Source organism: Acinetobacter sp. Tol 5 (assembly GCF_019702905.1).
In the GTDB taxonomy this organism is placed as follows: domain Bacteria; phylum Pseudomonadota; class Gammaproteobacteria; order Pseudomonadales; family Moraxellaceae; genus Acinetobacter; species Acinetobacter bereziniae.
On record NZ_AP024708.1, the window covers coordinates 2,014,226 to 2,036,765 of the forward strand.

Genomic DNA, 22,540 nt, shown 5'->3' on the forward strand with positions numbered 1-22,540 from the left:
TCTTAGTTAAAATATTTGTGATTTAGTTATAACACAATGCCATTTCAGCAAAATAGGAAAATGTACTGAAAGACATATTATTTTGTATGAATTCTTTGATTTCGAATGTGATTAATCAAAAAACGAGCAGCTGAACCTAAATTACTCTCACGACTCCAAACCAAATCAACAAAATATTCAAATTTTGGTGTGAAATCGAGCAAATCAAGTATTTTTAACTTATGTTTGAGCTCTGGGTTTTCATTAAACATTTCTAAGGGAAGTACTCCCCAACCTAATTCCTTTAAGATCAGCGAACAAGCTGAGTGATGATTGTCAGTACGCCAGTAATTTTTAGAATAGAGTAACTCGGGTTTAATCGTGCGATCTCGGCTGGCGACAACAATTTGTCTGGATTGCAATATTTGTTCAAAACTTACTTTTGAGTGGGCAGATAGAGGGTGATTGATTGCAGATACAGGCACTAAAGCTTCTTTTTTTAACTCAACAAATTGTTCGCGGCTTTCTAACATTTCACGTTCAAACATCAACGCCAATTGCGCTGTCTGATTCATAAGCATTTTAAGTGCATCTTCTTGTGGCGCAGAAAAAATGTTGATTTGTAAACTTGGAAACTGTTGGGCAAGCAATGCAATATATTCGGTCCAATCGGTATGTACCAACTCTGAAACCACCACAATATTCAGTGAGGATTCCAAACCTTCGCTGAGGGCAATTGCTTGTTGTTTCCATTGATTCATTTCAATTAGAAGTTGTTCGGTTTTTTCATATAGAAGCTGTGCCTGTGATGTTGGTATAGGTTCGCGTCCGACCCGTTTAAAGAGTTTAAGATTTAAATCAATTTCTAAGTTGGCGATCGACATGCTGACCGCAGATGGAACTTTTCCAAGCTGTCTTGAGGCAGCAGAAAAAGAACCCGTTTCCATGACTGTTTTAAAAATCATCAACTGTTCTTGATTGATATTCATATTGGACTGCCATTAGTAAATGAGATCATGTGAAAATGAAAGAAATATCGCAAAGAGAATAAAGCTAATCTTTCAATAAAGTTGAAAGAATCTGACTCGATTGATCAATATTATAAAAATATAATGCAACAGTCGAAACAAAAAGAGTAGTTTTAAATGATGATTTCCAAAAGAAGGATTATTCATGCATTGAGCTATGAAATCATCCTATTGGTGATCATAGCGATTGCATTAAGTTTTATTTTTGAAGTTCCAATGGAAGTTACAGGTGTATTGGGTGTGGCTATGGCTGTGACATCTGTAGTTTGGAATATGATTTTTAACCATTTCTTCGAGAAATTTGAGCATAAAAGAAAGCTTAAACGTACTATTGGCGTGCGTATCCTACATGCCATTGGTTTCGAAGGTGGCTTGATGTTGGCGACTATTCCAATGGTTGCTTATGCAATGGATATGACATTGTGGCAGGCGGTCCTATTGGACTTAGGGATGACCACATGTATTTTAATCTATACCTTTATTTTCCAATGGTGTTACGATTTGATTGAGGATCGTATGGGAATCAAACCAGTACATTCTTAATGAAACTGTAAACATGTAATTTGAAATTCTGTCAGAATTGCCACTGTTGCTTGAAAGGGTTCTGCTGTTCAAAATAGCAGAGCCAATTTCGTTTAAACCCACAATGTAAATCGTTTGTGAAATTCTCCACAGAGACTTAACAAACTTTTGCAAAAGATAATCTAATACGATTTGTTTTGTTAAATGGTTCGCATAGAATATTCAACTCGATAGAATTTTAAAGAGATGGATTAAGCAGATTATGGTGCAGACAGTTCAAGATCAGCTGCCAAACAGACACCAACTTGCTGCACAAGAATTAATTCAAGTTTCAGCAAGCTTAGAGCGTATTTATCTTGATCAGCTTCACTATTTAAAAGCGGTGAATGCAGATAATTTTTTCCAATTTGATCATGCACAGCACAAACTCGGTATAGCCAACCAATTATTGCAGATTAAATTTGATGAGACAGCAGGGCTGTCTTTTGAGTTTGATCAGGATAAGCTGGCACATTTATCTGAGTCACCGCATTATCCTAAGCGACTGATTCAATATGTGTCGCAAGAGGTATTTTTTTATACCAAATCTTATGATGCAATTCATCCCACTGATTTAAAAACCAAAGCACAAATTCTTCGTCAAACATTGATTGAGCAGATCTTTGATTGGATTGATGGTGAAAACAGAGTAGAGCAGTATTTGTATAATATCAATCAAGCAGATGCTGAGCAGATTGATCGAATTTTAATCCATTATAACTATTTTGATCATGCTTATATTTCTGATTTTGCTCAATATGGTAAAGCTATTCCGTTAAGTGTGGAAATTAATATTAAGCATTTATTGCTGATTAATTCTGTCTTGGGGCAAACGTTCTTATCTATCCAGCAATTTATTCCAAAATTCCATCAGGCTATTTTTGCATTAGACCAGTTCCTACCCAAACATTTTTTTCGGATTTTTAAAGTTTTTCACCCCGAGTCATTACGTTTGTGCGAGATTGAGCAATATTTTACAAGTTATCAATTATTGTCGAAACATGCACAAGAGTTTCCACAAATGCTGGCATATGCCAAGCATATGAAACGTGGTTTTTGGCAGTATCAGGACTTATTGAGTAAACAACATTTTTTGCAGGCAGAGGATGAATATTGGGAGTTGGATCAACTTGTAAAATTGCCGATATTTGCTTTAAAACGTACTGTGAATTGGCTATATAAACAAAATGAACAGGTTAATGATTGGATTAGTCGGCATATTACAGATGTAAACGTTAGAGTGACAATCACGGTATTAAGTCTTATTGATACTTCAAAAATCTCTCCTGAAGTCATATTGGCTGTATTAAAATATTTTAAAAATAGTGCTGCACGTTTATTCTTAATAGAATGCCATTCATTTGCCATTACAAATGAATGGCAAAATCATCCCAAAAATAGCCGTTACCGCTTTATAGAATCGGTCACTGAACATAAATCACAGCAAAAGTTGATTTCAAATTCTTATTTATATATCGAAGAATGGTTGGATTTCGCTACTTTGATCCTTGGTGATCAAGCCCAATCTTATAAGAAAATATTTGTCAAAATCAGTCGTGTTGTTCAGGAATTTATGTTGTTTGTTCAGCATATTGCCAATCAATTACCTGCGCCATTAATCAGATTCATCGATCCTCAGTTGCAGCAACATCCTGATTTTTTTATTCAAATGCGCGAACATAATATTCAGGTAGATGATTTTCGTAAGAAGTTTAAACATATCAATACCGATCGAATGCCGCATTATAGTATTTATGACAGTTTCGTTCTGGACTATGTGATACATTTATTTAATACACATCATGAAATCGAACGTAATGTGACTTGGTCTGGTCTTTATCAACAAGCGAAGCGATGGCATTTGCACAATGATCTTGTTGCCACAATGTCGAAACTCAAAGAAAAAATTACTGTGGATTCGTGGGATCGCATTGCGCCGATGCAAAAGATTTATTTTGAAAATTGGTGTTATGAGGAACTCAATAGTCTACAACGAATTACTCAAGAGTCAGTCGTTTTCAAACATTGTTTAGCTGTCTCCTACAGCACAAGAATAGTGGAGCGTGAATATGCAGCATTCCATATGTCAAATATAGCTGAACCCAATCAAGTCATGACTTTAGGTTGTTACTATAAATTAGGGCAGTTGAGCTTTGATCAGCTTCGCTTGCCTAATAATCATATTCCAGATCAATCTTATATAAGCAAGGCACTGGCATTTATCGAAAATGTGAATCAACATTTAAAATGGAAAAGTAGTATTCAACCGAATGAAGAACTCGGTAACTTATAAACATCGTCAACAGGGTCTATTCTTTTTTCTAAGCTATTTTTGGCTTAACTTTTTAATTAAAAATCGTTAGGCTATAGCCGTCCCATCCTGTTAAGGTAATTCAAGGCTGTTATGAAACAAGAAACTGCACTCAAACTCATGAAAGCGGGTGAAAATGTCTTTTTGACTGGCTCTGCTGGTGCAGGAAAAACCTATACGTTGAATCAATACATCAATTATTTAAAAGTCCGTAAAGTACCTGTCGCAATTACAGCCTCTACAGGAATTGCGGCGACGCATATGAATGGAATGACCATTCATACATGGGCTGGTATCGGCATTAAAGATACGCTTTCAGACGATGATTTGAAGCGGATGAAAGAGCGTAAATATCTCAAAGAGCATCTGGAAAATGCTCAAGTATTGATTATTGATGAAATTTCAATGTTACATGCCAAACAGTTAAATTTGGTCAATCAAGTTTTGAAATATTTTAAAGAATCTGATGATGCTTTTGGTGGAATTCAAGTGATTGCTGCCGGCGACTTCTTTCAGCTTCCGCCTGTAGGAAAAAATAATGAGCTGAATCGTGATAAATTTTGTTTTATGTCTAATGCATGGGTTGAGGCAAAATTTCGGGTTTGTTATTTGACTGAACAGCATCGTCAAGATGATTCTGCACTCAATGATATTCTCAATGCAATTCGTGCACAGAATATTCAGCCACAACATATTCAAGCCTTACAAAATACGCGTCATCAAGATATAGGTGAAACGTTCACCCGTTTATATACGCACAACATGGATGTGGATAGCATCAATTTTCAGCATTTAAATGCAATTGAGGGTGATGATCATCAATTTGTTGCAGTGACAGATGGGAATGAAAAGCTGATAGAAACATTAAAATCTTCAGTTCGTGCGCCTGAAGAACTGACATTAAAAAAACATGCCAAAGTGATGTTTGTTAAAAATAATTTTGACATGGGATATATCAACGGCAGTTTAGGTGAAGTGATTGGTTTTGAAGAAGATGATGAAATGGGGATGTTGCCCAAGGTGAAAATGACCGATGGAACAACTTTATTGGTCGCTCCTGAAACTTGGTCAGTGGACAATGAAGGCGGTAAAACCATTGCCAGTTTACAACAAGTTCCATTGCGTTTGGCGTGGGCAATTACTATTCATAAATCACAAGGCATGACCTTAGAAGCTGCTGAAATTAATTTGAGTCATACTTTTGAAAAAGGGCAAGGTTATGTTGCTTTGTCACGGTTAAAATCAATTGAGGGGCTTAGATTGCTTGGCTTCAACGATCAAGCATTAGAACTTGATAGTTTGGCAATCAAAGCAGATCGTCGTTTTCAAGAGCTTTCCAGTGAAGCTGAACAGCACTATGCGGAGGTTGACTTAACACCCCAACATAATGCTTTTATTCGCCATTGTGGTGGGACATTGAATGCCACTGAAATAGAACGCAATGAAAAAAAATTGGCGCGTAATAACGGTAAAGCCAACTATGCTTCAGCCACATTGGACGAAACGCGTGAGTTGTTTGAAAGTGGCTACGAAATTCAAGATATTGCCATTGAGCGAGGTTTAACCCCAGCAACAATCATCAATCATTTGGCGAGACTGCATAAGGAACAAGGGCTTGATATTTCTGTTGCTAATCCGGGTGAAGAGGTGGTCGAGAAAATACGGACCATTTATAAAAAATTAATGAAACGGCAAGATCCAAGTCATTTTAATGATGATGGTGCGATAAAATTACGCCCAATCGTAGAGTTGACCAGCCCTAAAATGGGATATGACCAAGTGCGTTTAGCTCTACTGTTTGTCGAATAAAAATCCTTCTAATGATGGAAGTATGAATAAGGTTGAGAAAAATTACTCTATTCGTATATTGTAATATTCCCAGAATATAAGCATATGAAGGACTATAATCTCAGCTTTCAGTTGTGCTCATTTTATCATGCACGAACATGAATAGATTGAAGTGTTTCTTTTGAACAATTTGATGATTATGAAAATTTAGAATTGATCATCAACTCTAGCGTTTCATCTTAGATGCTATAAGTTGTACAGATCGAGTAAAAACGTACTATTGCAGGCTCGCAATGCTAGATTAAATATGAAACTTTGATATCGCAAAATTATGTTTGAAAATTGCTCAAGTATTCTTTATGATAACTCAACTTCATTGGGGAGTAGCCGCTTTTTACCTCGGGTAAAAAGGTGATGGTCAACATAATTGCTCAAATGGGCATGGTCATCATAGCAAAGAACCAAAAGATCTTTTTGATCATAATTTCTTTTTGTTGGCAAGACCTTTGATTTGTTACTCTGCTTTGGCTAGCTAGAGTTATAAATCATTGGGAATTATTGCTAGCCAGAGAAAAGTATTATGATGTCTGCTTTCCTTATCTCTCTTGCTGTTGTTGCCTTATCTGAAATGGGTGACAAAACTCAACTTTTAGCTCTGCTTCTGTCTGCACGATTTCGAAAACCCATTCCCATTCTATTGGCGATTTTTTTAGCCACACTTGTCAATCATGGTGTTTCAGCCATATTGGGTCAGTGGATCACCACGGTATTGAGTCCAGCTGTACTGCTATGGATTGTTTCATTAGGATTTATTGGGATGGCGATATGGATGCTTGTTCCTGATGAGTTGGGGGATGAATCCGAAAGTATCAATAAATGGCAAAAATATGGTGTATTTGGTGCAACATTTGTGTTGTTCTTTTTGGCAGAAATTGGGGATAAAACCCAAATTGCAACAGTTGCTTTAGCTGCTCGTTTTGACAGTATCGGCTGGGTGACAGTAGGGACTACTTTGGGAATTATGTTGGTGAATGCTCCAGCAGTATTTATTGGCAACAAACTTGCAGAAAAACTTCCAATTTCATTGATTCATAAAATTGGTGCACTGGTATTCTTAACGATTGGTGTTGCTGCTCTCGTTCAACATTACTTTTTCAAAGTTTGAAGCGTTTAAGTGCAATGCGCCGATTTAATCAACTGCCGATAGATATACAACGATGGTTTTTTGCATTTTATTTGCTTTTGCCTGTCTTGATTGTCTTTTTCACATTGGGCTTTGCTGGAAGCTGGGCGGATAGTTTACGTTTAGCATTTTTAGCAATGCCAGGTGTTTGGTTATGCTTCCAAGCGAGTAGCAAGTCAAAACTGGTCTGGAAAATATCCGCGATACTTTGGTGGTTTATTTTTTTCTTGCATACAACCTTACTTTCACTGAGCTGGTGGTTATTTAACAGTGATGCAGAAGGCTATTTAATAGTTGAGTCGATTGCAAATACCACATTCAATGAAAGTTTAGAGTTCATGCAACAACATGCAGGACTGTTTGGGCTTTTGCTGTTGTGTTTTTTAACCACATTGGGATTGTATCTTTTAGTCTTATTTAAATATTTTGATCAGCCACATTACCATATTTATCCAATGCGTGTAGTAGTGCGCTCAATCCTCGGTTTTTTGATATTACTGTGTGTGGTCAGTTATGTGCTAAAACCTTCTTTTGCTTTACATCCGCTACCTTATTGGCATGGATATTATGGCAAAATTAAAGATTTTCAGTCACGTGTTTCACAACACCATCATATACATCAAACTTGGACGTTCAATGCAAAAAAAAGATTGGATAGACGTAAACCGTTTGCTGAACAGCAAACCCATACAGTGGTTTTAACAGACAGTATTACCAGTTTTAATTTTGGCTTATGTGGTTATCCTCGAAATACAACACCTGAGTTAAGCAAACGTAGTGGGCAGTTCAAAGTATTTTGTCGAGGTTATTCGCCTGCATCTTCTACCATTCAATCGCTACGTTATTTATTTAATGATGGCACACGCAATGCGATGGATGACCAAGCACCAGAAAATATTATGGGCTATGCAAAAGCTGCAGGATTCAAGGTGTATTGGATCAGTAATCAAGATGATGTTTATATCTCATCATTATTTGCAAACTATGCCGACGAAGTGGTTTTTATCAATAAACAGTCCGGTCGGAGCAGTCGTTCATTGGATGAAAATATTCTTCCAGCTTATAAAGCTGCGTTAGATGATCCAACGCCTCGTAAGCTCATTATTCTACATCTGATTGGTTCACACCCAAATTATAAGTTACGTTATCCTGAACAGTTTTCTAAATTTAATGATGCGACAAATGATGAAGTTGAAAGGACGCTAGAGCAAAATAAAATCAATCATTTTATTCAGTTAAAACGTAATGAATACGATAATAGTATCCTTTATCAAGATTGGATTGTTTCTAAACTGTTTGATTTGCTTTTGTCCAAAAGGGCTGATTTTAGATCTTTTACTTTTTTATCTGATCATGGAAATCAAGTGGGTCATGAGCTCAATTATGCAGGTCATAGTTCGGATACAGAAGCAGGTTATCGTGTACCAATCCTGATTTGGTATGATCAAATGCCGAAAAAGGGAATAAGTAGCCAAAGACCTGTCGATGCCAGTGATTTAGACCGTTATGTTTTACATTTAATGGGACTTCATGATCGATTGGAAACTCAAGAAAAACTATGTTGGTTAGATGAGAAATGTCATTTTATTCCGAAGTTATTATGGCGCTAAATTTATTTTTTCGTTCAGTATACCTGCCTTGGTTATGAGGTCGTGTATACGTCGTGGTAGTGATATAAAAATTAATGAATATGATGCAACGATCAGAAAGTTACATTCAACAAGATTTTGGGAGTGGAGAATTCTAAGCAAAAATTTGATAACCAATGCTTTGATAATAGTACTATATCTAAATTTTTGCTTATTTTTTAATGAAGTATATACAACTAAAGTTATAAATTTGCGTTAATTTTACAGTTTCTAGAGTAGGGATGTTATACTGAATACTAATCTATAATATTTTCATATGGTTAACACGATGCCACAAATGTTTATTGATTATTCAGACAATATTCAGAATTTAGATCAAAAGAAATTGATGTTGGGTTTAAATCATGCTTTGTTTGATACGGGCTTAGTCAGCGATGCACATGATATTAAGTCGCGTATTCAATCAGTTTCAGATTATCTGATCGGTTTTGGAGACAATCAACAAGCATTCATCTTTGTTCGTTTACAAGGTTTAAGCGGACGCAGTGAAGAACAAAAAAATTTAATGACGGAAAATCTGTCACAATTTTTACAGTCGTTTCAAGACTATTCAGCTCAAGGTCTGGAAATTCAGCTCTGTGTGGAATTTGCTGAAATGCCGAGAGAAATTTATAAGAAAGTATTTGTAAAAAAATGATCAATCATGGGGCTTAACGATAAGCCCCATTTTTTATTCACGCTTTAATTGAGCAATTTATTCAAACAGTACAACTGACGAAGTTTTCAATCTCATGCAATGTGCCCTCAAAAAATTCTTTTCCTGTAAGAATTAACCAGCACCTAAAATAAAGAAAACGATCATCTGATAAATAGCCATTGAAATGATATAGTCCATGCTCTTTGGTAAAGTCTGCTTGCAAAATTGTGGCAAGTTCTGCAATTTCAGTAGGATAAAGTCATGAAAGTTTTAAGTTGCAGTTTTTTCCAAATAAAATCAATGGTTGCTGATCAAACCTAGACAAATATGCAATTAAATCTTCTAAATGCTGTTCAGTATTATCCTCTAATCAATTTCAGATTAATTTAGAGACCTAATACTTGAATATCACTGTATTCCCAAATTTTATTGGCACTCATTTGGTAAATTTCATCGAGGAACGCCACATTAAAACTTCCCACAGCCGAGGCTTTTTCAAAAGCCAATTTTCCAGCAATGGCAAAGTGAATATGTGCAGAAATAGTGGCAATTGCTGGAGTGGTCACAGCGCTATATGCCGCAATTAAAGCACCTAAAGCACAACCTGTCGCCGTAACTTTAGGCTGTAAAAAACTTCCCCCATTAATTTGAATCACATGATGCAGTTCTTTTGAAAGGACGAAATCGGATTCACCAGAAATTGCAACACATTCACAATGATTTAACAGCGCTTGAGCTTGTAAATAAACCTCATTACTTGACACTGCACTATCAACACCCTTGGATTCAACTTGGTTGCCTGCGAGCGCACTGATCTCAGATGCATTGCCACGAATAATAGTCGGATGAAGTAAAACCAATTGATCGACCATTTCACTACGCCATTTTAGAAATGGACCATAACCCACAGGATCAAGTACCCAAGGCGTATTTTTATTTGCAACAGTCTGTGCTGAAATTTGCATGGCTTGCATTTGTTCAGATGTTGGTGTTCCAAGATTAATACTCAATGCCGCTGCAATAGAGGCAAAACTTTCTGCTTCAAAGGGATTATCAATCATTGCAGGTGATGCACCAGCAGCCAATAAAATATTGGCTGCGTAATTCGCTGCAACGCTGTTGGTAATGCAGTGTACCAACGGTTGTTGGGTTTGTAATTCTGTCCAAGCATCCACAACTTTCTGTAAGATAACATCAGTCTGGATATGAAGTTGATCCGTTTGAGAATGGGTAATATTTTCAGGATGATTCATATAAAGTCCTTACTGAGTAAAGTAGTGATCTTGATGTTTGCAGTTTCGACAGAGCAGTGTCACGTAATTTTGTGCATCATATTCAACAGTGAGTTCATTTGAACCACAGTACATACAGCGTTTTTGTGAATAAAAGTTTAAGCGCGGTTCAATCTTTTTCCAAGACTTCCAGACTGGTTGGAAGAAAATTCCTTCATCGTAGCCTAAAAAATGATAAAATAGAATTTCACTCATACGACTTAAAGGGATGTTGGGTGGGCGAGGTAGCGTCGATGTTTCCCATTTTTCTGCGACAGCACGTTCACGATATTGCTGAACGGTTTTTTTTAAAATATTGGTGTTAATAAAATTTTCATTTCGGATTTGCAAGGCTTTTTTCTGATATAAATATTCCAAAGCGGTCTGAATCAAATAGAAAATTTGCCCTACAGCCAAAACATCAAGTAGTCGATAACAAAATGTTTGGAAGTTCTTATTGCCCGAAATTTGAATTCCCCAAGTACGACAATAATGTTGAGTAAATTGTACGATTTCTTGATATAACAACACGTAGAGAGTGTTCTTGACTTCTTCTGAATGTCTGAATGGTATTCCTTGACTTAAATTTTCATAAAACCAATGGCGAAGCTGTGTGGTAATGCTAAAGAGGCTGGGTTCGGAATAACCATCTAAACGGACATTGATATAGTATTGATGTGCATCATCACTAAAATCTTTTGGCACAAGAACGTTTTCTTTAATCAACTGATTGAGAAGTTGACTTTGAAAATAATAGTTGGGTGTAATTGAATGATATTTAATGATTTCCCAATCAATAAACTCTTGATGTTGGCTATTTTCATGTACTTGATTGTCTAAAATACTCAATAAAAATAACTTATGTAAAAAGCTGAGTTGATCTAAGCCCAATTCAAAATCATCTTTTCTTTTGAGTTTTCTTGTTTCTTGCAGGCGCGTTTCTTTAATCAATTTACGTCGTTTATTTTGACACGTTTCACAATGACAGTTGCCTTGATTATTGGGGAACACTTGATGATGACAATGACTGCACTGATGGAACTGAACGTCTTTTTCAAACTCCTCAGCCTCGACATAATACATACTTGCCTGACACAGTGGGCAAAATGTACTTTCATCAAGCTGTTTCTGTAGAATTTGAAGCATATAGGGCTAAATACAAAATTATTGAGGATTTTTCATTATACACATCTATATTGAGGAAAGCTGATTGCTTAAAATGAATGTTTTATAAAATATTCATATCTGATGATGATTGATGCAATCGTATTACTTTTCAATGAGATTGAAAGATTAAATCTTAATTATCGCATTCAACTGATTGATACATTAGAAGTATCAGTATGGGATCATTTTTTAATTTTTCCAACACCAAATTACATTGAATGTCGTTATGGTATTTTTCCACTGAGGACAGTTCGACAGATTCAAATTAATTCAATCGAAAATCGTTATATTGGTCAACGAGTCGCTTTGAAATGTATTGACCATTCTGAATTATTAGAAGAAAAAATGCAGCAATCAGGGTTGCATTATCATATTGAAAACCAAATATTCATCATCACTTTGCAAAAATAACAGTATTGAGGTTGTCAGTATTAAACGGTTTTTTATGAAAGTGGCAAATACAAGCTGAATTCTATTTGCCACTAAAAGTTGGGTTAAAGTGCGACGCTCATACTGATATAAACTAATAAGCAGCAGGGCAAGGTAATTTTGAGTCCTCAAAATGCTCCATTTTAGCCTGCAACAAAGCTTTCGCCTTTTGAGCTGAAACTTTGTGCTGTCCTAGGCAATCATACTGTCTTAAAATACAGCTGACGTCTTCTGTGGATAAAGGAATACCTTCACAGGTCATAAACAATGCAATCACTTGATGATCTATTTTTGCATCATTTAGCATTTGCATCGTCTTGATATTTTCAACACGGACAATATGGTCTTTAAAAATCATGTTGCACCTCTTTTCTGTTGAGTATTTTTTATTGTGCGATATACGCCCATTTAAACAAGCAAGAATTGTGCTCAAAATGTACTCGCTTTGAAAAAAATGTAATGTTATGCACAGTGAGCTAATTGTTATCTCGCGCCTATTGGCTGGTACAATCCTTCACCTCGACCAATCTGTGCTTGATAAATCGGAATCCACGGTGCAAAAAAGATATTTTGTTTCCATTCGTTTAAGACATTGAAGCCATTACGAGCAATAGCGATTCGATGCTGTAAATTGGCGAGATTTGTGGCTGTAAAGGGTGCGCGAATAATGAGATAAGGTGTAAAAATCAGTTTAAATTTATTTACCCCAACAAAAATATCCCCCCTTAAGCCCAAATTCTCTAGGCTTAATGACAGCATAAAATTGTTGATGTTGGCAAAGTCTCGCATCAAAGGCTTGTCCCACATCGGTTGTAAAATTTTTTCCTGTTCATGTATACCAAAACTGATAGCAGCATTGGTTGCGAGCTTTTTAAACTGTGATGAGTAAATTCCAGATCGCAATGCTTCCTCATCTGCAAGTTTCTGTAATTTAAATGCTTGAGACAGGTTTGCACCGTAGCCACTGAGCTGTTGTGCCAAAATTGTTGAATCATAGTGCTGATGCATGACACTTAGCCCACCGATATCTGCCATCACATTGGCTTGTCCTTGAATTAACTCATTATTGGCTTTGGCGATGGTCGATTGCAATGTTGGGATCGGCATTCCAGCAATGACAACATTTTGTCCGTTTTTGACATTTAAAGGATCTAAGGCATTGGATAAAGAATAGCTCAATGCATATGTAGAACGTACATCATTAGCGACGAAAACACCTAGATTTGGCCAATAGAATTTTGGGTTATTCCGACTGAGTGCATCGTAATACATCAAGATAAATGCATTGGTTGCCAGTAAAACTTTCTGTTGAGCACGGGTGCCGTAGGTATTCACAGCCAACTGTTGTACGACTGCAAATTGTTGACGGATTTTGCTGCGAACATTTTCGTACTGCTGAACGATTGAAAAAATAGATGGGTCGTACAATGAGTTTTGACTGTTGGCGATGTTGTACAATTGCTGATACAGATTTCTTTCGGATGTTGTCAAATTACGCTGTGCCATATTGGCATTCATGCTATAGGCAACACTTGAAAGCTGTGCTGGTGTGATCGAAGTTACATTACTGTTTGCTGCCACCACTTGAGTTGTAATTGATAATGCTGAAATTGAAGCTATGCCGATGATACAAGCCGTTAATATCGCTTTATATCGAGGAGTAGGTTTCTGTTCCATAGTGAATATATCCCTGTTGTTTTTGTTAGAATGATGAACTTCTTTGTTCGAATATTTGTACACGAAGCTCCTGCTTACTTATAGTAAAGTCAGTATAGATTTGATATGTGTTTTTAGGACAAAGGGATGAGCGGTATTATTTCAGATGAATACAAGATCAGATATATGCTGTAGATGCCAAAAATCAATTGTTATGTCGCATACACGATAGAGCTGTTGTATTTTTACGATAAATTGTTCTGATTTTTAAATCAATGTAATGAAAACTGTCACTTTGAAAAATATGGTCGGTATGATCATTTAAAGTGTTGCGATAAATTGCATAAGGATAAAATTACCATTTTACAAGTCAAATAAAGATTCAATATTTTAAGCAAGAATCGATTTTATATTGACATATGCTTGGGATAAATCTCTGTCAAATCAGATGCTTTTGATCAATATGGTGACCAAAAAATGAATCCTATAAATAAAAATAAAAAACCAATCATTTAAGCTTCATGATAAAACGCCAGTTGTTGTCATAAAACTGTCATCACCACATTGCATAGTGCAATAAATTTTACATATTTTTGACATAAGAGTAGAGCAACATGGCATTTAAATACGGAATTGCTGCATTGGGTTTAATGTTGAGTGGGTCAGTTTTTGCAGCAGTTACGCTATCTGCGCCAGAAGAAATTGTTGTATTGGCTGTGAATGATCAAGAAGTCAATTCAGGTTTGATTCGTAAAAAGAACGAGTATCAAGTTGATCCCGGTCAGACTGCTGTAAGTGTGCGTTATCAGCAATATTTTGAGCATTTAAATGGTGAACACGATATTTTAAAATCAGGTGTGGTCACCATTACAGCACCTGATTTAAAAGATGGGCAAAATTACAAGTTGGCTCTGGTGGGTGCTCCAAATAACTTTGATGATGCAAAAAAATATGCAGAACAGCCAACGATTGCAATTTTAGACAATAATAATCGACTCGTGGTTCAACAAACAGGTGCCAATACTGAAGCAAAACCTTGGTTTGGTTCTGGCGTATTTGGGCGTGTGATTGATTTAACCTCAAGTAATAAAGCGCCTGTGAATCAACCTGCGCCAGTATATACCGCGCCATCTCACGCAGTTGTTTCAAATGCTTTGCCAAAAAGTGTACCAGCTGTAACCAATAGCAATGCTGCTGATCAACAATTGATTCAAATTTGGCAAAAAGCAAGCAAAGCAGAACGTCAAAAGTTTATGACTTGGTTGGCTGATCAATAGCGTCAATTGACACTTCGCAGACGCTTATGACAGCAGAAATTTTTTAGATAATATCAAAGACCATCTCGATGGTCTTTTTTTAAGAGTTGATTGATTAAAGGAATCATTTTCTTGTTTAAAGAAGATATCCGATCTTAATATTTCTATTCAAATCTACGATTGAAGATTACTCTTCAAAACCGCTTTCCAAAATAGTCATTAGGTTTTATAAAGTCATTTGCTCACAATAAAATGATAGACCTAAAATTCAATGAAACACTCACTTAAATTTAGAACTGCACAAATTTTAGATATTCAGAAATTGATTAATTTGATCAATTCAGCCTATCGGCAACAACAGGAAAATAGTTGGACCAGTGAAATAGAAATAGTCACTGGCGCTCGAATTAATGCCGAACAATTGGCACAAATGTTGGCAGATGATCATTTCAAATTATTTGTTGTTGAGTACGCTGAAGAGATCGTGGGCTGTATAGGTTTAACATTTAATCCAATCCAAGTCGAAATTGGCACATTTTGTATAGCACCGAAAATGCAAAATCATGGGGTTGGTAAGAAGGTACTTGATTTTGCAGAACATTATGTGCGTGATCAGATGCTGCCTATTCATCCTAATTTAACGCATTTTGTAATGTGGGTGCTCAGTGTTCGTCATGAGCTGATTGCATATTATGAGCGCCGTGGTTATCAATCAACAGGGCACATTGATGATTATCCTTTAAGTGCAAATGTAGGTATCCCCATTGTGGGTTTACACTTGGTTGAAATGAAAAAGAGCATAGCGGATAGGATTTGAGTTGATATGAAACAATAAAACCCTGAATAAATCAGGGTTTTATTGTTTTTTAGATTAGGTCAAGAACCAAGTGTAATAGCCCCATAACATAAGTGGCCATGCCACATAAGGGCTAAACAACCATTTCCATAACCAAAACTGTGGCAGAAATCCTACACCATGTATAAACCCACCTGAAATGCCAATCATGACCATCATTAGGGCACTATGGTTGTAGTGTCCATTGGCATCAAGCATTGCACCAGGGTGGATGAGTAATACTGCTGCAAGTGGCAATGCCATCAAAAACGAAATGGCCATTGCAAACTTGTTCGGCTTCCTTTCTTTTGTTGTCATTGCGATCTCTGCCATGGTTTATTCCTCATCCAAATCTTGATGATGTTCGATATAAAGGGCACTCAAGACACCTGCAAAGCATGCCATCAAGATCCCTAAAATCCAAGCGAAATACCACATAATATTCTCCTATTTGCTTAGACACAGCCTTAGTACAGGCTGTGTGAGTTCTCTTGAACATGTTTGTTGGTAATGACGCCCCACATTTTGTAATAGCACCATGTGGTATAGGCTAAAATCACTGGAACAAAAATTGAAGCTACAACGGTCATTACTGTTAGGGTATTTTTACTGGATACAGCATCCCACATGGTTAAGCTTACAGTAGGATTGATACTGGATGGCATTAAGAATGGGAACAGTGCAAAACCAGCAGTTAAGATCGAACCTGTTACAGCCAGAGTCGAACCAGTAAAGCTTATACCTGCTTTATTTTTTCCTGCACCGAAGATGATCAGGATGCCTCCCAAGATTGCTGAAACTGGGGCAAGTATTGTGATCGGGTAAGTTGAATAGTTATTCATCCAACCATGGTTGCCTGTAGTCAAAACTTCTTTTGCCAATGGGTTTGCAACAGCATTGGTATCAAATGGTTTGACTAAGGTATAACCCTCGATTCCACCAAAGTAGAGCCAAGCACCAACAGCTAAGAAACAGACCAAAAAGATTGTACCCATGAGTTGAGTTGCTTTTGCAGAGCGTTGACGTAATACGCCATCTGTACGAAGCATTAACCAAGCGCCACCATGTGCACAAAGCATCGATAAACTGACAATACCGCAAACTAAAGCAAATGGATTGAGTAGCGCAAAGAAACTACCTGTATAGGTTGATCGTACAGTTTCATCTAAGGTAAATGGTACACCCAAGAACATATTACCAAAGGCAACACCGAACACCAGTGCAGGTACAGCACCCCCTATGCATAAACCCCAATCCCATGAATTACGCCATTTGGTATTTTCAAGTTTAGAACGGTAGTCGAAACCAACGGGTCTGAGGAATAGTGCAAATAAGACCAGTAATAGTGCCCAATACATACCAGAAAATGCTGTAGCATAAACCATTGGCCAAGCTGCAAAGAGAGCACCACCGGCAGTGACAAACCAAACTTGGTTGCCTTCCCAGTGCGGAGCAATCGTGTTAATTGCTGCACGACGCTCGTCATCTGTTTTACCTACAAATGGCATCAATGCCATTGAGCCCATATCGAAACCATCAGTGAGGGCAAAGCCGATCAGTAAGACACCAACCAAAACCCACCAGATAATTTTGAGAAGTTCATATTCGATCATGATTGAGCCTCCCCAGCTTGAGCTTGTTGAGCTTCAAGTTTTTCAAAGTGATATTTACCTGTATGTAAAGAACTTGGTCCTAAACGTGAGAACTTGATCATTAGATACATTTCAATAATCAACAGCACAGTATAGAACGCAGCTAATGCAATGATTGAACCCCATACATCACCAGTGCTTAAACTTGATGCTGATAGGTGTGTAGGTAGTACTTCACCAATGGTCCAAGGTTGACGACCACCTTCAGCGACATACCAGCCAGTTTGTGCTGCAATCCAAGGAAGCGGTAAAGCAAATAGTGCAAATTTAAGTAACCATGGTTTATTTTCAGCATTGCGTTTTGCTACTGCAAAAGTTGCAAGGATAAATAGAAGTAGCATTAAGAAACCTGAAGCAACCATTGCACGGAAAGAAAAGAACAATGCTGTTACGTTAGGAATCGTATCTTTCGTTGCTGCCTGAATATGTGCTTCAGATGCATCAGTTACATTTTCAGTGTATTTTTTAAGAAGTAAGCCATAACCTAAATCTTTTTGATTTTCTTTGAAAGAAGCCATAAGTTCTGGCGAACGGTCACCAGCACGAAGTTTTTCAAGTTCACTATAAGCCACCATACCGTTACGGATACGTGCTTCATGTTGAACCATCAAGTCTTTAAGACCCGTTACTTCTTTATCCAATGAGCGTGTTGCGATAATACCCATTGCGTATGGAATTTTTATCGCATAGTCAGTGCGTTGCTCTTCTTGGTTTGGAATACCAAACAAAGTAAACGGTGCAGGAGCTGGGTGAGTTTCCCATTCAGACTCAATTGCCGCCAGTTTAGTTTTTTGAACATCACCCAGTTCATAACCTGATTCGTCACCCAGTAAAATTACAGAAAGTGTTGATGCTAAACCAAAAATTGCAGCGATGGCGAAAGAGCGACGCGCAAAAGGTAAATCACGTTTTTTCAATAAGTAATAGCTCGAAATGGCTAAAACAAAGATTGCCCCAGTGACATAACCTGCTGAAACAGTATGAACAAATTTTACTTGAGCAACAGGGTTAAAAATCAAAGCGCCAAAATCTACAAGTTCCATACGCATGGTTTCAAAATTAAATTCTGAACCGACAGGATTTTGCATCCAACCATTGGCAACTAAAATCCACAGTGCAGATAAATTCGAACCGAGTGCAACTAGCCATGTCACACTTAAATGTTGAACTTTTGAAAGGCGATCCCAGCCAAAGAAGAATAAACCAATAAAAGTTGATTCTAAAAAGAATGCCATCAATCCTTCAATGGCAAGTGGCGCACCAAAAATATCACCAACATAGTGAGAGTAGTACGCCCAGTTTGTACCGAACTGGAATTCCATAGTCAGACCAGTGGTTACACCTAGAGCAAAGTTAATACCGAAAAGTTTGCCCCAGAATTTGGTCATGTCTTTGTAAATTTCTTTACCAGAAATCACATAAGTGGTTTCCATGATGGCAAGAATAAAAGCCAGACCGAGAGTAAGAGGTACAAATATAAAGTGATACATCGCGGTCATTGCAAATTGGAACCGCGAAAGATCGACCACGCTTTCAGAAATCATCAACGTGTCTCCTTGATTTGGGAAGGACTGCCAGCAATACGCTCAGCAACTTGGTTATCAAAATCTTTAGGAATAGTCGGTGCATCAAACCAGATATGTTTGATCGTCATTAAAAGTGCAATCTTAATTATTAATATGATTGCAATTTCTCTGACTAACCGACGGTTTAAATCATTAGGTTTTAAGCTCATGCGTTAAGCCTATTATTTAAATATGCTTATATTATTAAACAAAACGCAACAAGAAATAAATAGATAAAACACTTAAAATAAAAATATATTATTAAAATTAATTAAAACAAATACTTAATATTTTAATGTGTTAAAAAATATACTAAGAAATAATGATTTTAAAGTTGATCAAAATGCTTAGAATTAATAAAAATAAAACCAACCAAAATGGTATTGTTTAGATTTTATTAAACCAACCAAAATGGTTTGAATTATTCTTGATTAAAAATAATTCTGATCGAAATGGTTGGTTTAATTCCGATGTTTTATTTTTATTAAAATAGAGTTTAGAGAATCAGAAAAATAATTGTTGATTGTTATAAGGCTTTATTAGCACTGATTAAAAAATTTAAAACTGATGATTTAAATGTGAGGTCGCATTTATTTGATTATGAAATATAAGCTCTGCTTTTTGTTTTTGATGTATGTTAGGTTGGTTAAATTTTGTTCATCTTAACTAATTAATCATTATTTATGGGATAAAAGAGGGGATTTTATGAAATGCTTAGTTGTCATTGCGCATCCAATCAATGATAGTTTATGCCATCGCATGGCAAAGACAGCAATTGCTAGCTTAATTGACAATGGTCATGAAGTAGTGGTTGAAGATCTATATGCAGCAGATTTTGCTCCTGCATTGACCTATGAAGAACGTTTGAGTTATTACGGTCCTGCATTTGATCAAACAGCGGTTAAACAAAAGATAGATGATTTACTTTCTGTAGAAGCTTTAATACTGGTCTTTCCAACATGGTGGTTTGGTTTTCCTGCAATACTTAAAGGTTGGTTTGATCGAGTTTGGGCACCAGGTATTGCTTATAATCATTCATCTGATTTGGGTGCGATTCAGCCTAAATTGAATCATTTAAGATATACACTGGCGATAACTTCACTGGGGTCTCCATGGTGGGTTGACCGTCTGATTATGTGGCAGCCAGTAAAACGGATATTGAAAATTGCATTATTGGGTACCTGTGCACCAAACTCACAGTTGTACATGTTATCTATCTACAAAGCTGAAAAGTTAAGCCAAGCTCAAGTCAATTCATATCTTAAGCGTATTCAAAGCAAAATTTCAAAATGGGCAAAATGATAGGCTTTTTACGCATACAAGGTGCGAATGATCAATCAACAGACCCTAATCACAAAAATAGATGCTGAACTAATATTGATCTGAACTAAATAGCTGATTCGATGTTGAAATTTTTTTGGCTATATAATGTGATTTTCTGAAACGTATTAAGATGATTTGTGATTGAAACTCTAATTCCCCAAACTCAGGTTCGACTTGGACATAGTGGAGTTGACCATTTTCATCACGGACACGCGCTTGTGCGGAAAATCCAGGTCGTGCATTGCCACTTGATACTGTTGCAAGGCGTCCGAGTAAGTCCACTTGATTCGTGGTGATTTTGGGTTTAATCACTTGATCAAGACAGTGGATCATAAATACAGTAAAAAAAATTGCGATGACCAAAGCAGGTAAAATTACATAATACCAAGCAGCAAATTCTTGTTTGCTGGCAAATATTGATAATTGTAAAAAATAGCCTGCAAAACTAAAGTTAAGCAATAAAAAAACGAAGATAAGAACTTTTGAAAATTTTACTTGTAAAAGAGGGGATTCAATCAACCAATCAGGAGACACTTTTTTAAGAAATGTACTAGGTCGGATACCAAGATAATATCCAAAAGTTTCTGCCATGCTAAGTAAAATTAACGCCAAAACACTCAAATGAAAGGGCATTAATTCATGTTCAAATAAGAATTCCAGCATGGCAGTTGTCCTTGGTTATTAATCTACAATGTAGATTCCACCATCTGAATGAACTGAAATATTCACTTTTTCCAATTTATCACCAAGGCATGGTCCAGAAATACATTCACCTGTTTCGACTTCAAACAAAGCGCCATGTGTTGAACACTGGATATATTCGCCATCTTGATCTAAAAATTGATTTTCAAGAAACTCAAGTTCAGTTTGAAGATGTGGACACACATTTTGATAGGCATAAAAAGCCCCATCCCGTTGAGTGATAAAAATTGTATCACCTGTCATTGTGTCGAAGGCACGTGCTTTGCGCTCTTCAATTTCATCGGTCATTGCAATTTTTTCAGCCATTTATGCACATTCCTTTTTGAATGTTTCGAGCAGAGTCGCATATTCTGCAATTTCTAAACGAGGTCCAAATTTAGCCACTACCTCACTAGAAACAAGAATAGCAAGTTGCGCTGCTGTTTGTAAATTTTCACCACAATTTAACGCATATAGGAATGCGCCTGAAAAGGCATCGCCAGCACCATTCGCATCAACAGCATTGACTTTACGACCAGGGACATAAAAATGTTGATCTTGATTGGAGACTAAAGCGCCTTTTGCACTTAACGTAATCACGACGTCTCGGCTCAAGGTTTTTAACTTTGCCAGAGCAGCTTCGACAGTATCCGTTTCTGTATACAGCATCGCTTCTTGTTCATTACAGAAAATCAGATCTACGCCATCGTCGAGTAATTCGTTTAAACCTTGACGAGCATATTGCACCATTGCTGGGTCGGAAAGGGTAAGGGCGATTTTAACATTGTGTTCGCGTGCAATTTGACGTGCTTGTTTGACCGCTAAGCGAGCAGTATCACTGGTGGATAAATAACCTTCAATATAGAGCCATTGTGCTGTTTTTAAAGGTTCAAAATCCATTTGTTGTGCTGAAAGTTCTGCAGTGATGCCTAAATAGGTCTGCATGGTGCGTTCTGAATCATCACTGACAAGTACCATACATGTTCCCGTCACACCTTCGCTGATCGATTTTTGTGAAGTTATGATTCCAGCATCATTCAAGCCGTCAAGATAAATACGACCTAATTCATCATTGCCTACACGGCAAGCATAAAATGCAGAAGAACCCAGCGCACTAAATGCAACTGTGGTATTGGCAGCAGAACCGCCTGAAGCTTGTCCTTTATAAACTTGGCTGGCATTTAAATTGTTGTAGAGTTGGGCTTGAGTGTAACCATCAGCCAATTGCATGGTACCTTTTTGCAAATTTTGTTCAGTCAAAAACTGATCTGAAACTCTAAATTCTTGGTCAATTAATGCATTACCAATTGCAAAAAGATCAACTGTTGCCATGTTCTTCATCACATCAATGTTAAAAAACTAAAGTTTACACCAATGCTCAACTTTACAGTAGATTGTTGAAAAAAATTCATTTATGACTCAAGTAGTACATTCATGAATTTTTATAAGTTCTGCTATTGCACAGTAGTTGAATAGTTCCTAAGATTCAAACACAAGCTCTATCTTGAGTTCGCTATATCATCAGGTTATATATCGAGAATAGATACAAGTTGAGTCAATGGTCTATCG

General features: G+C 36.8%; 24 protein-coding genes and 1 riboswitch. Of the genes, 10 read left to right on the forward strand and 14 right to left on the reverse strand.

Annotation, left to right across the window (positions count from 1 at the left end):
• Nucleotides 1-77: 77 nt before the first annotated feature.
• Nucleotides 78-968: a LysR family transcriptional regulator gene (locus TOL5_RS09320; protein WP_004830417.1), complete on the reverse strand. Its 891-nt coding sequence runs from the start codon at nt 966-968 to the stop codon at nt 78-80.
• Between the two features lie 156 nt (nt 969-1,124).
• Between TOL5_RS09320 and aceI the strand changes: the two genes are divergently transcribed.
• From aceI to TOL5_RS09350, 6 genes are all read left to right on the forward strand, one after another.
• Entirely contained in the window at nt 1,125-1,550 is a 426-nt protein-coding gene (gene aceI, locus TOL5_RS09325) for a chlorhexidine efflux PACE transporter AceI (RefSeq protein WP_004830418.1), read from the forward strand.
• Between the two features lie 241 nt (nt 1,551-1,791).
• Nucleotides 1,792-3,861, forward strand: a complete 2,070-nt coding sequence (locus tag TOL5_RS09330) for a hypothetical protein (protein WP_121775187.1) — start codon at nt 1,792-1,794, stop codon at nt 3,859-3,861.
• Between the two features lie 111 nt (nt 3,862-3,972).
• Nucleotides 3,973-5,688 (forward strand): AAA family ATPase, encoded by a 1,716-nt coding sequence (locus TOL5_RS09335; protein WP_004830420.1) that lies wholly within the window; start codon nt 3,973-3,975, stop codon nt 5,686-5,688.
• Nucleotides 5,689-6,033: 345 nt separating this feature from the next.
• Nucleotides 6,034-6,178: riboswitch (yybP-ykoY riboswitch) on the forward strand.
• Between the two features lie 72 nt (nt 6,179-6,250).
• A complete protein-coding gene (locus TOL5_RS09340) occupies nt 6,251-6,832 on the forward strand; it encodes a TMEM165/GDT1 family protein (protein WP_162987716.1) in 582 nt (193 codons plus the stop codon).
• A 14-nt stretch (nt 6,833-6,846) separates the two neighbouring features.
• Nucleotides 6,847-8,460 (forward strand): phosphoethanolamine transferase, encoded by a 1,614-nt coding sequence (locus tag TOL5_RS09345; RefSeq protein ID WP_121775195.1) that lies wholly within the window; start codon nt 6,847-6,849, stop codon nt 8,458-8,460.
• Nucleotides 8,461-8,767: 307 nt separating this feature from the next.
• Complete coding sequence (locus tag TOL5_RS09350) at nt 8,768-9,136, forward strand: 5-carboxymethyl-2-hydroxymuconate Delta-isomerase (protein WP_005032003.1); 369 nt, start codon at nt 8,768-8,770, stop codon at nt 9,134-9,136.
• Between the two features lie 61 nt (nt 9,137-9,197).
• On the opposite strand, the gene TOL5_RS22455 is transcribed toward TOL5_RS09350, so the two are convergent.
• The 3 genes from TOL5_RS22455 to TOL5_RS09365 all read right to left on the reverse strand — a co-directional run bounded on the left by TOL5_RS22455 (nt 9,198) and on the right by TOL5_RS09365 (nt 11,553).
• Nucleotides 9,198-9,359, reverse strand: coding sequence for a DUF4240 domain-containing protein (locus TOL5_RS22455; RefSeq protein WP_171500183.1), 162 nt, complete (start codon nt 9,357-9,359; stop codon nt 9,198-9,200).
• 163 nt (nt 9,360-9,522) lie between these two features.
• On the reverse strand, nt 9,523-10,389 hold the full coding sequence (gene thiM, locus TOL5_RS09360; protein WP_009584791.1) for a hydroxyethylthiazole kinase: 867 nt from the start codon (nt 10,387-10,389) through the stop codon (nt 9,523-9,525).
• A 9-nt stretch (nt 10,390-10,398) separates the two neighbouring features.
• Nucleotides 10,399-11,553, reverse strand: a complete 1,155-nt coding sequence (locus TOL5_RS09365) for a hypothetical protein (protein ID WP_121775186.1) — start codon at nt 11,551-11,553, stop codon at nt 10,399-10,401.
• Nucleotides 11,554-11,655: 102 nt separating this feature from the next.
• Between TOL5_RS09365 and TOL5_RS09370 the strand changes: the two genes are divergently transcribed.
• Nucleotides 11,656-11,985, forward strand: a complete 330-nt coding sequence (locus TOL5_RS09370) for a DUF6678 family protein (RefSeq protein WP_227544080.1) — start codon at nt 11,656-11,658, stop codon at nt 11,983-11,985.
• A gap of 112 nt (nt 11,986-12,097) precedes the next feature.
• On the opposite strand, the gene TOL5_RS09375 is transcribed toward TOL5_RS09370, so the two are convergent.
• Together TOL5_RS09375 and TOL5_RS09380 are read right to left on the reverse strand one after the other, a co-directional pair.
• Entirely contained in the window at nt 12,098-12,361 is a 264-nt protein-coding gene (locus TOL5_RS09375) for a hypothetical protein (RefSeq protein ID WP_005031999.1), read from the reverse strand.
• Between the two features lie 125 nt (nt 12,362-12,486).
• Nucleotides 12,487-13,680, reverse strand: a complete 1,194-nt coding sequence (locus TOL5_RS09380; protein WP_121775185.1) for a hypothetical protein — start codon at nt 13,678-13,680, stop codon at nt 12,487-12,489.
• A 593-nt stretch (nt 13,681-14,273) separates the two neighbouring features.
• On the opposite strand from TOL5_RS09380, the gene TOL5_RS09385 reads away from it, so the two are divergent.
• Together TOL5_RS09385 and TOL5_RS09390 are read left to right on the forward strand one after the other, a co-directional pair.
• Nucleotides 14,274-14,936, forward strand: coding sequence for a DUF2057 domain-containing protein (locus TOL5_RS09385; RefSeq protein WP_121775184.1), 663 nt, complete (start codon nt 14,274-14,276; stop codon nt 14,934-14,936).
• Nucleotides 14,937-15,186: 250 nt separating this feature from the next.
• Complete coding sequence (locus TOL5_RS09390; protein WP_121775183.1) at nt 15,187-15,732, forward strand: GNAT family N-acetyltransferase; 546 nt, start codon at nt 15,187-15,189, stop codon at nt 15,730-15,732.
• A gap of 54 nt (nt 15,733-15,786) precedes the next feature.
• On the opposite strand, the gene TOL5_RS09395 is transcribed toward TOL5_RS09390, so the two are convergent.
• From TOL5_RS09395 to cydP, 5 genes are read right to left on the reverse strand one after another with little or no spacing between them, the layout of a single operon-like run.
• Complete coding sequence (locus tag TOL5_RS09395; RefSeq protein ID WP_004830434.1) at nt 15,787-16,083, reverse strand: cyd operon YbgE family protein; 297 nt, start codon at nt 16,081-16,083, stop codon at nt 15,787-15,789.
• A 3-nt stretch (nt 16,084-16,086) separates the two neighbouring features.
• Entirely contained in the window at nt 16,087-16,188 is a 102-nt protein-coding gene (gene cydX / locus TOL5_RS09400; protein ID WP_002120988.1) for a cytochrome bd-I oxidase subunit CydX, read from the reverse strand.
• Nucleotides 16,189-16,217: 29 nt separating this feature from the next.
• On the reverse strand, nt 16,218-17,363 hold the full coding sequence (gene cydB / locus TOL5_RS09405; protein ID WP_046760804.1) for a cytochrome d ubiquinol oxidase subunit II: 1,146 nt from the start codon (nt 17,361-17,363) through the stop codon (nt 16,218-16,220).
• Complete coding sequence (locus TOL5_RS09410; protein WP_004830438.1) at nt 17,360-18,946, reverse strand: cytochrome ubiquinol oxidase subunit I; 1,587 nt, start codon at nt 18,944-18,946, stop codon at nt 17,360-17,362. The genes cydB and TOL5_RS09410 overlap by 4 nt, the downstream gene beginning before the upstream one ends.
• Nucleotides 18,946-19,137: a cytochrome oxidase putative small subunit CydP gene (gene cydP, locus TOL5_RS09415; RefSeq protein WP_004830439.1), complete on the reverse strand. Its 192-nt coding sequence runs from the start codon at nt 19,135-19,137 to the stop codon at nt 18,946-18,948. Before cydP ends, TOL5_RS09410 begins: the two co-directional genes overlap by 1 nt.
• Before the next feature lie 535 nt (nt 19,138-19,672).
• Between cydP and TOL5_RS09420 the strand changes: the two genes are divergently transcribed.
• Nucleotides 19,673-20,269, forward strand: coding sequence for an NAD(P)H-dependent oxidoreductase (locus TOL5_RS09420; RefSeq protein WP_121775182.1), 597 nt, complete (start codon nt 19,673-19,675; stop codon nt 20,267-20,269).
• A 69-nt stretch (nt 20,270-20,338) separates the two neighbouring features.
• On the opposite strand, the gene TOL5_RS09425 is transcribed toward TOL5_RS09420, so the two are convergent.
• The 3 genes from TOL5_RS09425 to TOL5_RS09435 are packed head-to-tail and all read right to left on the reverse strand — an operon-like array spanning nt 20,339 to nt 22,303.
• On the reverse strand, nt 20,339-20,953 hold the full coding sequence (locus tag TOL5_RS09425) for an OB-fold-containig protein (protein ID WP_004830441.1): 615 nt from the start codon (nt 20,951-20,953) through the stop codon (nt 20,339-20,341).
• Between the two features lie 18 nt (nt 20,954-20,971).
• Nucleotides 20,972-21,280 (reverse strand): Rieske (2Fe-2S) protein, encoded by a 309-nt coding sequence (locus TOL5_RS09430; RefSeq protein ID WP_010591332.1) that lies wholly within the window; start codon nt 21,278-21,280, stop codon nt 20,972-20,974.
• Nucleotides 21,281-21,298: 18 nt separating this feature from the next.
• Nucleotides 21,299-22,303, reverse strand: a complete 1,005-nt coding sequence (locus TOL5_RS09435) for an adenosine kinase (protein WP_121775181.1) — start codon at nt 22,301-22,303, stop codon at nt 21,299-21,301.
• Nucleotides 22,304-22,540 lie beyond the last annotated feature (237 nt).

Coding starts and splice junctions, on each gene's coding strand:
- TOL5_RS09340 (WP_162987716.1), top strand. CDS start 6,251: ATGTCTGCTTTCCTTATCTCTCTTGCTGTTGTTGCCTTATCTGAAATG.
- thiM (WP_009584791.1), bottom strand. CDS start 10,389: ATGAATCATCCTGAAAATATTACCCATTCTCAAACGGATCAACTTCAT.
- TOL5_RS09385 (WP_121775184.1), top strand. CDS start 14,274: ATGGCATTTAAATACGGAATTGCTGCATTGGGTTTAATGTTGAGTGGG.
- TOL5_RS09345 (WP_121775195.1), top strand. CDS start 6,847: ATGCGCCGATTTAATCAACTGCCGATAGATATACAACGATGGTTTTTT.
- TOL5_RS09335 (WP_004830420.1), top strand. CDS start 3,973: ATGAAACAAGAAACTGCACTCAAACTCATGAAAGCGGGTGAAAATGTC.
- TOL5_RS09375 (WP_005031999.1), bottom strand. CDS start 12,361: ATGATTTTTAAAGACCATATTGTCCGTGTTGAAAATATCAAGACGATG.
- cydP (WP_004830439.1), bottom strand. CDS start 19,137: ATGAGCTTAAAACCTAATGATTTAAACCGTCGGTTAGTCAGAGAAATT.
- TOL5_RS09420 (WP_121775182.1), top strand. CDS start 19,673: ATGAAATGCTTAGTTGTCATTGCGCATCCAATCAATGATAGTTTATGC.
- cydB (WP_046760804.1), bottom strand. CDS start 17,363: ATGATCGAATATGAACTTCTCAAAATTATCTGGTGGGTTTTGGTTGGT.
- TOL5_RS09350 (WP_005032003.1), top strand. CDS start 8,768: ATGCCACAAATGTTTATTGATTATTCAGACAATATTCAGAATTTAGAT.
- aceI (WP_004830418.1), top strand. CDS start 1,125: ATGATGATTTCCAAAAGAAGGATTATTCATGCATTGAGCTATGAAATC.
- cydX (WP_002120988.1), bottom strand. CDS start 16,188: ATGTGGTATTTCGCTTGGATTTTAGGGATCTTGATGGCATGCTTTGCA.
- TOL5_RS09395 (WP_004830434.1), bottom strand. CDS start 16,083: ATGGCAGAGATCGCAATGACAACAAAAGAAAGGAAGCCGAACAAGTTT.
- TOL5_RS09380 (WP_121775185.1), bottom strand. CDS start 13,680: ATGGAACAGAAACCTACTCCTCGATATAAAGCGATATTAACGGCTTGT.
- TOL5_RS09330 (WP_121775187.1), top strand. CDS start 1,792: ATGGTGCAGACAGTTCAAGATCAGCTGCCAAACAGACACCAACTTGCT.
- TOL5_RS09365 (WP_121775186.1), bottom strand. CDS start 11,553: ATGCTTCAAATTCTACAGAAACAGCTTGATGAAAGTACATTTTGCCCA.
- TOL5_RS09390 (WP_121775183.1), top strand. CDS start 15,187: ATGAAACACTCACTTAAATTTAGAACTGCACAAATTTTAGATATTCAG.
- TOL5_RS09430 (WP_010591332.1), bottom strand. CDS start 21,280: ATGACCGATGAAATTGAAGAGCGCAAAGCACGTGCCTTCGACACAATG.
- TOL5_RS09410 (WP_004830438.1), bottom strand. CDS start 18,946: ATGATTTCTGAAAGCGTGGTCGATCTTTCGCGGTTCCAATTTGCAATG.
- TOL5_RS09320 (WP_004830417.1), bottom strand. CDS start 968: ATGAATATCAATCAAGAACAGTTGATGATTTTTAAAACAGTCATGGAA.
- TOL5_RS09435 (WP_121775181.1), bottom strand. CDS start 22,303: ATGGCAACAGTTGATCTTTTTGCAATTGGTAATGCATTAATTGACCAA.
- TOL5_RS09425 (WP_004830441.1), bottom strand. CDS start 20,953: ATGCTGGAATTCTTATTTGAACATGAATTAATGCCCTTTCATTTGAGT.
- TOL5_RS09370 (WP_227544080.1), top strand. CDS start 11,656: ATGATGATTGATGCAATCGTATTACTTTTCAATGAGATTGAAAGATTA.